The sequence below is a fragment of the Lewinella sp. LCG006 genome (genome assembly GCF_040784935.1).
Classification (GTDB): domain Bacteria; phylum Bacteroidota; class Bacteroidia; order Chitinophagales; family Saprospiraceae; genus Lewinella.
Map to the genome: position 1 here is coordinate 5,747,269 of NZ_CP160680.1, position 13,984 is coordinate 5,761,252.

At 48.0% G+C, this 13,984-nt stretch carries 8 protein-coding genes; 3 read left to right on the forward strand and 5 right to left on the reverse strand.

Annotated elements, in window-relative coordinates; all coding sequences use genetic code 11:
- The first annotated feature begins 44 nt into the window (after nucleotides 1-44).
- Nucleotides 45-629, forward strand: coding sequence for a YceI family protein (locus tag AB0L18_RS20720; protein ID WP_367389234.1), 585 nt, complete (start codon nucleotides 45-47; stop codon nucleotides 627-629).
- A gap of 249 nt (nucleotides 630-878) precedes the next feature.
- Here AB0L18_RS20720 and AB0L18_RS20725 read toward each other — a convergent pair whose 3' ends face one another.
- Nucleotides 879-2,966 (reverse strand): S9 family peptidase, encoded by a 2,088-nt coding sequence (locus tag AB0L18_RS20725; protein WP_367389235.1) that lies wholly within the window; start codon nucleotides 2,964-2,966, stop codon nucleotides 879-881.
- A gap of 253 nt (nucleotides 2,967-3,219) precedes the next feature.
- Here AB0L18_RS20725 and AB0L18_RS20730 point away from each other — a divergent pair, with 253 nt between their 5' ends.
- A complete protein-coding gene (locus tag AB0L18_RS20730) occupies nucleotides 3,220-4,554 on the forward strand; it encodes an MATE family efflux transporter (protein ID WP_367389236.1) in 1,335 nt (444 codons plus the stop codon).
- Between the two features lie 109 nt (nucleotides 4,555-4,663).
- Here AB0L18_RS20730 and purL read toward each other — a convergent pair whose 3' ends face one another.
- Entirely contained in the window at nucleotides 4,664-8,317 is a 3,654-nt protein-coding gene (purL, locus tag AB0L18_RS20735; protein WP_367389237.1) for a phosphoribosylformylglycinamidine synthase, read from the reverse strand.
- A gap of 166 nt (nucleotides 8,318-8,483) precedes the next feature.
- Here purL and AB0L18_RS20740 point away from each other — a divergent pair, with 166 nt between their 5' ends.
- Entirely contained in the window at nucleotides 8,484-9,050 is a 567-nt protein-coding gene (locus AB0L18_RS20740) for a hypothetical protein (protein WP_367389238.1), read from the forward strand.
- Nucleotides 9,051-9,172: 122 nt separating this feature from the next.
- Here AB0L18_RS20740 and AB0L18_RS20745 read toward each other — a convergent pair whose 3' ends face one another.
- From AB0L18_RS20745 to AB0L18_RS20755, 3 genes are all read right to left on the reverse strand, one after another.
- The gene (locus tag AB0L18_RS20745) at nucleotides 9,173-10,177 is read right to left on the reverse strand and encodes a septal ring lytic transglycosylase RlpA family protein (RefSeq protein ID WP_367389239.1); all 1,005 of its coding nucleotides are present in this window, start codon (nucleotides 10,175-10,177) and stop codon (nucleotides 9,173-9,175) included.
- A gap of 33 nt (nucleotides 10,178-10,210) precedes the next feature.
- Nucleotides 10,211-13,078 carry a CotH kinase family protein gene (locus tag AB0L18_RS20750; RefSeq protein WP_367389240.1) on the reverse strand — a complete coding sequence of 956 codons (2,868 nt, stop codon included), beginning with the start codon at nucleotides 13,076-13,078 and terminating at the stop codon, nucleotides 10,211-10,213.
- A 131-nt stretch (nucleotides 13,079-13,209) separates the two neighbouring features.
- On the reverse strand, nucleotides 13,210-13,896 hold the full coding sequence (locus AB0L18_RS20755; RefSeq protein ID WP_367389241.1) for a DUF4956 domain-containing protein: 687 nt from the start codon (nucleotides 13,894-13,896) through the stop codon (nucleotides 13,210-13,212).
- Between the last annotated feature and the right edge of the window lie 88 nt (nucleotides 13,897-13,984).

The following is a 13,984-nucleotide window of genomic DNA, read 5'->3' on the forward strand; positions in this document are numbered from 1 at the left end:
ATTGTGGAAACATTTTACATCAAAATCACTTTAAAAACTTAATTATGAAAACATTCAGCATTCTTTTCGCTGCTTTGGCTACCATTACCTTGGCATTTACAGGTCCAGTTGAGACGGTAACCGTTGACACCGACGCTTCCGTAATTACCTGGAAAGGCTACAAAGTATTGGGTTCACACACCGGTACCATCAAAGTAAATACGGGTAACCTGCAAATGGAAGACGGTCAATTGGTAGGTGGTTCTTTCACTATTGATATGAATACCATCAACTGTACTGACCTACAGGGAGAATACAAAGGTAAATTGGAGGGCCACCTCAAATCAGCTGATTTCTTTGGTGTAGAAAAATACCCAACTGCTACATTCAAAATTACCAATGTAGTTAGCCGTGGTACACCTGGTGCTTACAAAATTTCTGGTAACCTCACCATCAAGGAAACAACCAAAGCAATTCGTTTCAACGCCAATATTGGTGAAGAAAATGGCAAGCAAATCGCTACCGGTGACATTCAAATCGACCGCTCTGATTTCGATATCCGCTACGGTTCTGGTAGCTTCTTCGACAACCTCGGAGACAATACTATCTACGATGAGTTTGACCTGAGCGTTCGCTTGGTCTTGAACTAAGGAGGTATTAAGTACGAGGTACTTGGTATTTTGTATAAAAAAACAATCCCCCGTTTGGTATGTACCAAGCGGGGGATTGTTGTATATAAAACAGCCTTTAGGCAGCGTCTAAAAGGCAAGTGATAGACTTTGGTAGATCAAATCCCTGTACCCCTGTCCGCTTGGCCAGGCGGGCTCTACCAAATACCAAGTACAGGAAGGTTTGCTATGACAGTCAACCGTTGAGTTGTTTTACTAAAGCAAACCTGACTAACCTTTCACCTCATTCTTCCCCGCCAAGTCCAGGAAGAAGGCATACTGTAGCGCCACTTCTTTCAGTCGCGCAAAGCGCCCGGAAGCTCCACCATGACCAGCATCCATATTGGTGTGCAAGAGGAGTGGGTTTTTATCGGTTTTCATCTCCCGCAGCTTAGCCACCCATTTGGCGGGTTCCCAGTACTGCACCTGCGAATCATGTAAGCCCGTGGTCACTAAGGTAGCAGGATAGTCTTTTGCTTCTACTTGATCATAGGGAGAATAGGAGAGGATGTAATCGTAAGCTTCCTTCTCATTGGGGTTGCCCCATTCGTCGTATTCACCCGTCGTCAGCGGTATGCTTTCGTCCAACATGGTCGTAATGACATCTACAAAAGGCACGGCAGCAACCACGCCTTTCCACATATCGGGGCGCATATTCATCACAGCACCCATCAACAAGCCTCCGGCACTACCGCCTTGGGCGTAGAGTTGGTCTTTGGCCGCGTATTTTTCGGCCACCAAGTACTCACCACAATCGATAAAGTCGTTGAAGGTATTCTTCTTATTCATCAGTTTACCATCTTCGTACCAATGGCGACCCATTTCTTCACCGCCGCGAATGTGCGCAATCGCAAATGCAAATCCACGATCTAACAGACTCAATCGAGCAGAACTAAAGTAAGGGTCCATACTGGCACCGTAAGAGCCGTAGCCGTAGAGCAGCAATGGTTGGGTACCATCTTTTTTGAAATCTTTGTGGTAAACAATGCTGATTGGAACGCTAACCCCATCGCGTGCTTTGGCGTAGATACGCTCAGAAACGTAGTCATCTGAATTGAAACCACCCAACACTTCCTGCTGCTTAAGTAGCTCCATTGCTTTGGTTTTCATGTTGTAGTCGTAGGTAGTCGGTGGTGTCGTCATCGACTGGTAGCCAATTCGCAGCACCTCCGTATCAAACTCAGGATTGGTATCCGTGTAGGCCAGGTAGGCATCCTCACCAAAGTCGATGTAGTGCTCTTTGCCTTCCCAGGGGCGAACCCGCAGTTGGGTAATACCATTCTTACGTTCACTCAACACGAGATAGTTCTGGAAAATCTCCATGCCCTCCAGCAGCACATCTTTGCGGTGAGGGATCACTTCCGTCCAGTTGTCCTTAGTCGTTGCGTTTTCGGGGGTAGACATCAGGCGGAAATTTTGGGCATCCAGGTTGGTACGGATGTAGAACTTATCGCCAAAATGAGCAATACCATATTCCAGGCCACGTTCACGAGGCTGGATCATCCGAAATTCCCCGGTAGGGTTGTTGGCGTCAAGCACCTGGTATTCCTGACTCAGCGTCTGGTAAGCACCAATAATGATGTACTTTCTGGATTTTGATTTGTAGACAAAAGCGGAAAAGGTATCGTCTTTTTCTTCATACACCAATACATCTTTCGTACTAGAAGTCCCAAGTCGGTGGCGGAAAATTTTCACGGGCCGCAACGTTTCGTCCTTAACCGCGTAGAAGACATGCTGGTTGTCATTGGCCCAAACCGCTCCCCCCGTTGTGTTGGGGATTTGATCTTCTATCATCTCACCCGTCTTGAGGTTTTTGAAGCGGATGGTGTAGATCCGGCGACTGAGCGTATCCTCTCCATAAGCCAGCAGCTCATTGTTGGGGCTCACCGAACGGCTGCCGACATTAAAGTAGCTAAAATCTTTGGCCAGCACATTCACGTCGAGCATGACCTCTTCTTCCGCTTCCAAAGTACCTTTCTTCCGGGAATAGATAGGATATTCCTGGCCTTCTTTGTAGCTGGTGAGATAGAAGTAACCATTGTCTTTATAAGGCACTGATTGGTCGTCTTCCTTGATACGGCCTTTCATTTCTTCGAAGAGCTTGTCCTGGAAGTCCTTCGTGTGGGACATCATCTCGTCCGTATAAGTGTTTTCAGCATTCAAATAGGAGATGACCTCGGGGTTCTCGCGTTCATTGAGCCAGTAGTAGTTATCCGTCCGGGTATCCCCATGAATAGTCAGTTCTTTCGGGATTTTGGTAGCTACAGGTGCTACGATATCCGTCTTTTGATACATGACCGATTCTTTTTGTTCCGTCATTTTCGTCTCTGGTTGGCAAGCGGTTAAAAAAAGCATTAAACCGCTAAGTAAGCAAATCATTCTCATTAACATAGTTTTTTGAAGGTAAGTTGAACAAGGAGGTATTCACAATAAAGTTAAGGTCTTTTTTATCAATATGGTTTTCCCAAATTGGAAAGCTGCAAATATGCTTCCTTTTGCAGTACTTTGTAGCGTTCAAAAATAATAGACCTCAAGGCACTCACTTTGAATTCCTAAACTTACCTTTGCGGCGATGCGCCTCCGGACGTCATATCGACAAATATTAACCATCTCTGCTCCCATCATGATTGGGAGTGCTGCTCAGAATATCATTACGCTGACAGACCGCATTTTTCTTTTCTACCTGGGGGTGGATGATTTTGCGAGTATTGGTTTTGTAAGCGTGTTTTACCTCATCGTAGCCGCCATTGGTTTTGGCTTTAGCCGAGGGGGACAAATCCTCATCGCACGTAGTGCTGGCGCTCGTAAGGAGGTAGAGGTAGGCCGCACTTTCCACTCGGTCTTCATGTTCGAGTTGTTTTTATCGGTATTGCTTTTTCTCTTCATGACCTACGGCTGCTATTACCTTTTTAGCTTACTGGTAGACTCTGAAGTGGTTTTTGCCAAGAGCCTGGAGTATGTGGATACCCGCAAGTGGGGTGTTTTCTTTTCCTATACTGGGGTAGCGCTTATTTCCCTTTACACGGGGATCGCACGACCAAAGTTCTTGATTTTTGATACTGTTTTGCTGGCTGTCGTCAATATTGTGCTAGATTATGTATTGATATTTGGCCACTGGGGTTTTCCTGAAATGGGGATTGCTGGGGCTGGACTGGCCTCCACTTTAGCTGAAGTAGCCGCTTTTGTGGCCTTCATTTTATACATGATCTACGACAAGCAAAACCGCCGCTACCGCATCTTTCGCTGGCCTCAAATCGACTGGACGCTGATCAAGGAACAATATAAAATATCCATCCCCTTGGTGGCACAACCACTCATCGGCCTGGGGAGTTGGTTTTTGTTTATGGCCATCATCGAAAACCTGGGTGAAGAAGCTTTGGCAATTACCATTCTGGCACAGATGGTCTACTTGGTATTGTCTATCCCCACCTGGGGTTTTTCGGCAGGTGTTGGCACCTTGGTGGGTGGGTTCATTGGGCACCAAAAACGTCAGGCAGTGATCCCGATTATTTGGAAGACAGGCTTCTTTTCATTGTTCGTGACCATGGCCATCACCATTCCTTTTCTCTTGTTCCCTTATGCTTCACTGACGCCCTTTCTTGGTGCAGAAGGAATTCCACTTATTAAAAAAGCCATGCCAGTCTTTTACGTTTTAGCGGGTACCTTATCCGTCTTCTCTTTGGGGAGCGTAGTGTTTAGTGGTGTTTCTGGCGTAGGAGCCTCTGCCTACGCACTCAAGATTCAGTCTTACGGCATCGTCTTCTACCTGGCCTACATCTATATTCTCGTCGAATATTTCCAAACCAGCTTACCCTGGGCTTGGGCGGTAGAAATCTTCTATTGGCTCATCGTCGGACTTTGGTCCTTGTGGTACTTGTATTCCCGGCGTTGGTATGGGAAGCTGTAGCTGTTCTATTGTTTCCTTTGGGGCCTTGCCGGAAAATCCTATGTATTATTGCCAATAACCTTGTTTACCCAGGCCTGGGTAAACAAGGTTAATATTCTATTATTTATACTTACTGCTCAAGCAACCAATTTCTGGCATTGACAAAAGCTTGTATCCAAGGCGATACCTCGTCCTGGCGCTCGCTTGGGTAGTGAGCCCAGTTCCAGGGAAACATCGAACGTTCGATATGTGGCATGGTAGCCAGGTGGCGACCATCGGCACTTACCAGCATAGCAGTATGGAAGTCACTGCCGTTAGGGTTGGATGGATAGCCATCGTAAGCATACTTTGCTACAATGTGATAATCAGATTCCGAACCAGGTAAGGCGAACTTACCTTCACCATGCGAAATCCAGACTCCCAGTGTGCTTCCTGCCAGGTTCGATAACATCACTGAATTATTCGCTTCCACCTTCACACTGGTGAAGCCACTTTCGTGCTTATGCGAATCGTTGAAATCCATCAGAGGATGTGGCTGCTGCTCAGGGTAGATCAAGCCTAGTTCCATGAACAACTGACAACCGTTACAGATACCTATCGAGAGTACATCTTCACGTGCAAAGAAGTTTTCCAGGGCTTTCTTTGCGTTTTCGTTGTACTTGAACGTACCGGCCCAGCCTTTAGCGGAGCCCAGTACGTCGGAATTAGAGAAGCCACCAACGGCACCTAAAAACTGGATGTCTTCCAGTGTTTCTTTACCCGTCATCAAATCAGTCATGTGCACGTCCCGTACTTCAAAACCTGCAAGATACAGGGCGTGAGCTAGCTCACGTTCAGAGTTGCTCCCTTTTTCGCGCAGGATGGCTGCTTTTGGCTTTGCAGTGTCCAGTTTTGGTAGTGTTCCACTGAATTCCGAAGGAAAGTTATACCGTAAAGGCTGGTGCTTGAAGTTGGCGTAACGCTCGTCAGCTAATCCATTAGCGGTTTGCTTTTGATCAAGGAGCCATGAGGTTTCGTACCATGCATCCCGTAGTTTTGGAATATCAAATTCGTGCTGATCTTCACCATTCCGAAGGTGGAGCGTGTTACCACTTGTAACAGATCCGATAAGGTGGCATTCGATGGGGAAATTACTTAACGCTGCTGCGCTAGCTTCCTCTTTCAACTGAATTACCACACCTGCATTCTCGGCGAAGAGTACCTTCACGCTGTCCTTTTCTCCCAGGGTACTTAAATCCAGTTCAGCAGCTAAATCAGTATCAGCAAAACACATCTCCAGCAGGGTGGTAATCAATCCACCTGCAGCTACATCGTGTCCCGCAACCACAGCTCCTTGCTTAATCAAGTCTTGTAAGGCGTTGAAAGTCGCTGCCAGTTTTTTAGCATCCTTGACATCCGGTGCCTGCGTACCGATTTTATTGCGCACCTGGGCGAATGAGCTACCACCCAAGAGGAAGGCGTCTTGTGATAGATTGAGATAGTAGACTGGCCCAGCGCCCTTCTGGAATACTGGTTCTACAATCCTATTGATATTATCACAGACACCAACACTAGAAATTACTACCGTTCCTGGAGACAAAACATCACCATCCGGATATTTTTGCTTCATGGAAAGGGAATCTTTTCCGGTAGGAACATTAATGCCCAGCGCAATGCAAAAATCCGAAACTGCCTCGACAGCTTGATACAATCGGGCATCCTCACCTTCATTGCGACAAGGCCACATCCAGTTGGCCGAAAGCGAAACGGATTTTAGTCCTTCTTCCAATGGTGCCCAAACGATGTTGGTCAGGGCCTCCGTTACGGCATTGCGTGATCCCGCCTCAGGATCAATTAGTGCATTTATCGGAGCATGACCAATGGAGGTAGCCACACCGTATTTAGTGTCAAAACCCAGGGCCATGACACCGCAATTGTTTAGGGGTAACTGTAGTGGTCCGACACATTGTTGCTTTGCTACCAAGCCACCCACACAGCGGTCAACTTTATTGGTCAGCCAGTCTTTGCAGGCTACAGCTTCGAGTCGGAGTACCTGCTCAAGGTAGTCCTGAAGCTTAGCCGGCTCATAGTCGACTGCCTCATATTGACGATCAACAGAAACATCGCTCATGATCGTTTTGGGAGAGCTGCCAAAGAGATCCGCAAGGTCCAAGTCGAGGGGGTGTTGAGCCGTGGAGGGAGAACCAGCAGAGAAACGCATGTCGCCAGTCACTTCACCAACGACGTACATAGGGGCACGCTCACGATCGGCAATGCGGCGGAGCAGCGCAATGTCTTCTTCCGCCACAATGAGGCCCATCCGTTCCTGTGATTCATTGCCCAGTATTTCTTTTGCGGATAAGGTAGGGTCACCGATGGGTAGTTCATCCAGATGGATACGTCCGCCTGTTTCCTCTACCAGCTCGGAGAAGCAGTTGAGGTGCCCACCCGCTCCGTGGTCATGGATGGCCACGATAGGGTTGTGCGCGCTTTCTACCAAATTACGGATGGTATTAGCTACTCGTTTTTGCATTTCCGGGTTGGAGCGTTGTATGGCGTTTAGCGTAATGCCCATATCAAAGGCACCGGTATCTGCTGAGGAGACCGCTGCACCACCCATTCCAATACGATAATTATCTCCACCCAGTAGAACAATTTTATCCCCTTTCTTGGGTGTATTTTTCAAGGCTTGGTCGGTGATGCCAGCCCCAACGCCGCCAGCTTGCATGATTACCTTGTCAAAACCCAACTTACGTGCATGTTCTGCGTGTTCAAAGGTGAGCAAAGAGCCTGCAATGAGTGGTTGACCAAATTTGTTTCCGAAGTCAGACGCGCCGTTAGAAGCTTTGATGAGTATGTCCATCGGTGTTTGGTACAGCCACTTACGCTCGGGCATTGCCTGCTCCCAGGGGCGGTTTTCCTGGAGACGAGAGTAAGAGGTCATATAGACCGCCGTGCCCGCTAGCGGAAGAGAACCAATTCCCCCCGCCATACGATCACGGATTTCACCTCCACTACCCGTTGCCGCACCATTGAAAGGCTCAACGGTGGTAGGGAAATTGTGGGTCTCTGCTTTTAAGGAAACCACCGTATCTACTTCTTTCTTGCTGTAGTTGGAGGGGCGATCCGGCTGTTCAGGCGCAAATTGGTTGAGCAGTGGGCCTTTCAGAAAGGCTACATTATCCTTGTAGGCTGAGACAATACTGTTTGGGTTGGCCTTTGATGTTTGCTTAATCAAGGAGAACAGGGAGTGCGGTTTTTCCTCTCCGTCGATGACAAAGCTGCCGTTAAAGATTTTATGCCGACAGTGTTCACTGTTGATTTGGGAGAAGCCGAAAACTTCCGAGTCTGTGAGTTGGCGGCCAAGGCGTTGCGATACATCATTAAGGTAAGCTATTTCTTCAGGGCTGAGCGCCAAGCCTTCGGTCGTGTTATACGCTTCGATGTCGTCGATCAAGCGCACGGGATCTGGTTGGACGTTGATGGTGAACAGCCCCTGTTCCAGTACCTCAAAACGCTGATTCAGCATGGGGTCAAAGTTGACATTTTCTGAGTACGGGATATAACGTTCTATTCGCTTTATACCTTTGATACCCATGTTTTGGGTAATCTCTACCGCGTTGGTACTCCAGGGAGAGACCATCGCCGCCCGAGGACCGATGAACTTACCTCTAATTTCTTCACCCTTCAGTAGGGGCTGGTTGCCGAACAGCCAATTCAGCTTAGGAATATCATTTTCTGAAATAAATTCCGATGCCTCTACGGCAAAAACAATGTGTTGAAGGTTCCCAAAGAATTGAATCATCAGCCGATCTGTTTAAATATTTTCGCAAAGGTCGCTTCTTCCGCTAGAATTGCCAAAGCAGAATGAAAAAACACGCAGGAATTTGTGAAATTCAGGAAAGGGAGCTACAACAGATCAACAAATGCCCCAGCTATTCCGTTTATAAGGCTTTATAATCATCATGCCCATGTCAAAAATACTTAAGCACCTTCCTATCGCTCCATTTTATCTAGGGCTACTTTTGACGATGCTCCTTTCAGCCTGCCAGGTTTACCCAAGTCTAGCGCAGCGATTAGCGATGAGTACTTCTGTAATAGAGAAAACAAATATTACTCCTACAATCGCAGATACGAATAAAGTGATTTTTTCAGGCTTAGTGACGGTGCTAGGAACAGATGAACCTGTGCTCTTTGGCAGCGTCGCAATTTACCAGAACGAACACCTGGTAGCAGGCACAGAAACCGATTTTGATGGTCGGTTCCATTTTCAGCTGGCACAAATCAACGACACCCTTACTTACAGGCTGCAATTTTCCTACCTCGGTATGTACCCGATTGAATCAGAGGATATTAAGTTGGCTAAACGCGATAGTAGCCATCTCGTCGTCAAGCTGGGACAAGATGAAGAAATGGAGAAATATTCAGGCCCATTTTGCCCATCCTGGCAAGTACCGCTTATTGAACAAGACAATACCACCTCTGGCCAGATTTTTACCAGTGACCAAATTCGTCGCAGTCCCACAAGAGGTAGGTAATTTAGGGAAGCTAAATGCTCAACCGATTGAGGTCGGAAGTTGAAGGGTGTAAAAGTTGGAAAGGTGTAAAAGTGTAAGCGTTTACGATCGACCAACAACCATCAACCATCAACCATCAACCCCTACTTCATCGTCACCACCAATCCTTCCATCTGGTGATATTGGCGGAGTTCGGCGAGGTAGTTGTGGGCGTCAGTGGCAGAGTTAAAGGGAGCAACAATTACGCGGTTGATGATACCACCATCGGGACGTTGTTGCTGCATCACAAAAATGCTATTGAATCCTTTGGCTTGAAGGGCCATCACGTGGCGCTCCGCATTGGTAAACTCACCGTAAGAAGCCAATTGCACGGCGTAGGGGCTGATGGCGGTGGTAAGGATTTCTACCTGACCATTGCTGACCACGGGGCTTGTGCCTGATTTGGTAACCAGCGCTGGCCGATTATCGTGTTGATTGGTAGGATTTATGGGGTTGCCCATTCCATCATAACCAGAAGGTGTCGCTTGTACAGGAATGGTCCTGATGATTTGGTCGTGACCAAAGGTATTGGTTTGACGGTAAGTCCTGGTATAGGTACTTTCTACTCCTTTGGCCGTCTGGAAATCTTGGGGCTTTTCAACCGGTGGGGAATAATAGTATTCCGTTGCTGGCGTTCTGGCTGCAAGCTGGTTGGCGGCCGCCGGAGCTTGGTAGTTGGCAGGGGTAGGAGGGTTGTTGTTGCTAAAGCCCATTACCGTCAGGTTGACTTTGGTGCGCCCAACCCTGATCATGTCAATTTGCTGGGCAGCAGCACGGCTCAGGTCTATGATACAATCATCACAGTAAGCTCCACGATCATTGATCCTTACCGTGGTCGACAAGCCATTGTCCAGGCGGGTAACTTTGACGATGGTACCCAAGGGGAGTTTGGGATGGCCCGCCGTCATCAGGTTGTGGCGATAGATTTCACCTAGTGCCGTAGCGTTGCCTTCGAGGTAATCAGCGTAAAACAAGGCGTAACCTGTTTCGTCGATCAGCGGATCGTTGTTAGCAGGAGCCTGCTCTTCCTGAGGCGTGTTCCACCGAAAGGTTTGTGCTGAAATGGTGAGTCCTGTCAGGACTAGGGTTAAGAGGAGAATTGTGCGCATGGAATTAAATGTTTTGGTTCAGTAGCTTTTTCATTACTCTGTATAAAGCTTTTCGTCGATCTGCAAACGACTACCTGGTCCTATTTGGTATAGCCGTGTTACGTTTTCAACTTTCAGTTGCTCCGCAAGCAAATACGCAGGGCCAAATTCCGGTTTCTTCTGAAAAACAACCAATCCTTGCAAACAGTTGCGTAACTGACTGTTGCGGAGATAAAGCGTCGACTGGTCCTTACTTGCCAGACCAATATTGCAATCAGCAATCAGGGCATTGATGACGGTAATGTCACTGGCTTCCCCGGCGCTGAGCCCTTTATCACCACATTCCTGCATTTCGACATCCTCTAAGGTAATAATACTCCCCGAAAAATCCACACCATCATTGGTGGTTTGTCGGAAAACACTTTCCTTGATCGTGCCTTTGCAGAAGTCCGTGTCGAGGCCATCGGAACTGGTGTTTTGAATAAGGCAATGGGTCATTTCAAAGCTTGATCTTACAATATTAAGGGCATCTTCACTTTGGTTGTCCAGAAACTTGCACCCTACTATTTCGACGGCTGATTCGTAAAAAGTAACAGCTCCTGTCAACTGCCAGTTGCCTTTTCTAAGGTTACGTAAATTGCGAAAGACAACTCCCCGCAACATAGAACCCACGGGAGACTGCAAGACCTGCAGTCCCTGCCCTGTACCATCTTCTGATTGGATAAAAATGGGCGTTTCCTCTTCGCCAAGGGCACGTACGGGGCCATAGCTGATGATCGCTGCCGCATTTTCCAGATAAATATTGGCCCCAGCTGTTATTTGCAGCGTGTACCCTTTAGGGACAATGAGGTCTTTTCGCAGGCGATGCTCACCCGCTGGGATAGTGATGGCTTGTTCCGCTTTCCCCCAGCGGAAGCGTGGGAAGTCTTGAGGCTTGCTTCCCTGGCGATAAGCTTGGGCGGAAATTTGTATCGTTTGTGGGGGTTCAAGTCGGTTAATAGGTGCAGCAATAAGACTGTCCCAGCCCGGCAATTGAAGGAAAATGTAATTGGCTTGTGCAGGTATTTTTACGGGCGTCATCGTAGGCGTCTCCTGAAAAGCGAGGGCTTGTTTGTCCCAAAAATCAAGGCTACGGAAGGCCAGTGGTTTACCCGTCGTTTGTAGTTTGCTAAACATATTACGTACTGGGCCAGCGGGTAGCCAAATAGGTGAGTTAAAGCTACCTGTTTGGTAATCGGGGCCAAGGCCATAACCCTTCAGCACCACCGGCAAGGTATGGGTATTCTCGACAAGAATTTCTCCCTGCGTAGTTTGGTAGCTGCGCAGCACGTTTTCCCGAAAGGGAAGCAAATGTGAACGCACAAAAGCAACTTCTTCCGCAAAGGTTTTTACTTCGGGTTGGTAGTTTGGGAATTCCATTTGTAGCCACTGCAAGCGCGCCGTCCAGGCTGCTTCGTGTTTTTGGAAAAAATCCTCCCATTGCTCCGGGCGCGAAAGTTTTTCCAAGACAGACAAATAGTTGGTGATAAAGGCCGAATCCTGGAGTAAAAAGGCGGGCAAGCTAGTGCTTTCGGGGGCTTCCCGGTGGAGTGTCCCCTCGGCCAGGAAGTGGTAGCGCCGGGAGGGAGCATCAGCAAAGCCATCGAAGCCAATAGGCTCTAACCTGCCGGTGATGGGGTTGTAATAAAACCGTTGGTTGTGCCAAACGATACCGTGATAGGCATTGAACAGATCGCAACCCGCATAATAACGCGCCAGCAAAGGGAGGTCAAAGAGATCCTCAGCGCTTTTATCGCCTTGGCGGTATTGTTCGAGCAAGGAGAGGGCTTCCCGCAGAAGGCGGGCCTGGGTAGTATCGGCCAGTAATTCTTCTTGGTTAAACGCTACGAGTGGGACATTGGCTGGATTTTCTGCACTGTAGCTACTACTGGATCGCACGAAACCGTGGTGCTCAAATTGCCGGGCAACGCCTGCCCAGAAGCCATCTTCCTGAAACTTGACGATAGGCCCTTCACGACGTCGCTGTGATTCTACCAACTGTTTTTCAAAGTGCTCTTCGTAGGCGTAAATGCCACGGGACTCCCCGTTGATGATGACTTCTATCAAATCGTATCTCGGAGTGAGAACGCCCAGATCTTGCCAGTATTGGTGCAACAACCACTCGTGCAGGTAATAACGCGCAGCGGGTGTATGGAGGCTAAAGGTGCGTAAACCTCGCCAGGCTTGTTGCCCTTTAAGTTTGATGCGAAAGGACCATTTATCTCCGCGCAAATGATCCAGCCAGTCGCCTTTGAGCCGGATTTTGATGTCGCGGGTGGTGTCACTTTCGGTCATCGTAGCACTCACCCAATCGTCTTCGCTGGTTTGCAATAGACCCTTGCGTAATGCTTCGTTTCTTTTTTCACGGAGTTGCTCCAAGGCCTTTTTATCCAGCTGTATATGGAGTTGGGTGGGTTGAAAGGCCTGCGCGTCCCATTGGGTGATTTTTTCAATACGCAAATCATCGAAATAGACTTGCTCGGTACCATTGGTATAAACGTAAATATTTATCGACGAGGGGGCTTGTTGAAAAGGAATATGGAAGCGGAGCAGGTGCTGTTGCCAACCTTTTTGATCGCTGGTTTTGACTTCGGCAGTTTCCTGGTAAAAACCTGCGGGTTCTTGCCCCTGGATGGCCAGTTTTCCGCTTTTCTGCAGATTGCCATAGCTCCAGACGCTTACTTCGTAAACTTCACCCGGTGAAACGGTTGGCAAGTTGATGGTAAATCCATAGTGTGTTTGGCCATCGGCGGGCAGGGCGATGCTGTGCCGACCCGTACGTACTTGCTGGCGACTACGGTATTCGACGCCCGAGAATTTGTAACTTTCGTAGATAAAGTGATCTCCTTGCTGTTTTTCGGCACCACAAATAAGGAGGGGCACTGTGTTTGTTGAAGAGGACGCAGGTTTCCATAGGAAAACGCACAAAAAGCCACCCAGGAGCAGTAAGCCTAGCGCCAATATGCCCCGCTCACGTGCCAGGGGCGAAGGTCCTTTTGCCGGGGTAAGCCGCATCAGACGATGAGTTCTGGTTGTTCAAGCAGCGAAAGGCGGGTATGCTCTGATAAACTGCGGATTTCCTTTTGCAATGCGTTGAGTTGTTCTGGAGTATCTGCCCGGGCGATGTAGGACAAATCCAAGCCCTTTTCCAGGGTGTCAAGGCGCTTAAGTTCTACGTAAGGAAGATGTGCGAGTAAGACCGCAGATACTTTTTCGAGATCATCAAGGTCTGTACTGATATTGATGAACAATCGCCCGGTATTTCCAACTGCTTCGCCGTTGATACGCTTGCTTATCCAAAGGACTGCCAGAATGACGACGATTGAAATACCCGCTAATATGGGCTGGTTGGCACCACAAGCGAGTCCAATACCAATGGTCATAAAAAGATAAACAAGCTCTTCGGGGTCCTTTATAGCTGCTCGAAACCGGACAATGGAAAGCGCCCCCACCAATCCCAAAGAAAGGGCAATGGAAGATTTTACGATCATAATGATCAGCAGTGTACCCAATGCCAAGGGAAGGAAGTTGTTGGCAAAACGCCTCCTGTTGGAAATAGCATTCCCAAAATGAATGTAAAACAGCCGCAATATTCCCGCCAGAATACTGGCAACCAGGATATTGAGAAGGAATTCACTGAGAGGAACATTGTTACTGAATTCCTGGATGTAACGTTCCTGAAGCTCTTGTAAAAATTGCATGTGGAAATCTTTGCTGCAAAAGTACAACCTTCCCTGACAATTTTATGGTCATGCTAAAGTGAAATTGGTAAGCCATGGGTTTATCAGG

Bases quoted from the DNA above. Each gene is read 5' to 3' on its own strand.
- AB0L18_RS20720 (WP_367389234.1), top strand. From the start codon at position 45: ATGAAAACATTCAGCATTCTTTTCGCTGCTTTGGCTACCATTACCTTG.
- AB0L18_RS20730 (WP_367389236.1), top strand. From the start codon at position 3,220: ATGCGCCTCCGGACGTCATATCGACAAATATTAACCATCTCTGCTCCC.
- AB0L18_RS20755 (WP_367389241.1), bottom strand. From the start codon at position 13,896: ATGCAATTTTTACAAGAGCTTCAGGAACGTTACATCCAGGAATTCAGT.
- purL (WP_367389237.1), bottom strand. From the start codon at position 8,317: ATGATTCAATTCTTTGGGAACCTTCAACACATTGTTTTTGCCGTAGAG.
- AB0L18_RS20740 (WP_367389238.1), top strand. From the start codon at position 8,484: ATGTCAAAAATACTTAAGCACCTTCCTATCGCTCCATTTTATCTAGGG.
- AB0L18_RS20745 (WP_367389239.1), bottom strand. From the start codon at position 10,177: ATGCGCACAATTCTCCTCTTAACCCTAGTCCTGACAGGACTCACCATT.
- AB0L18_RS20725 (WP_367389235.1), bottom strand. From the start codon at position 2,966: ATGACGGAACAAAAAGAATCGGTCATGTATCAAAAGACGGATATCGTA.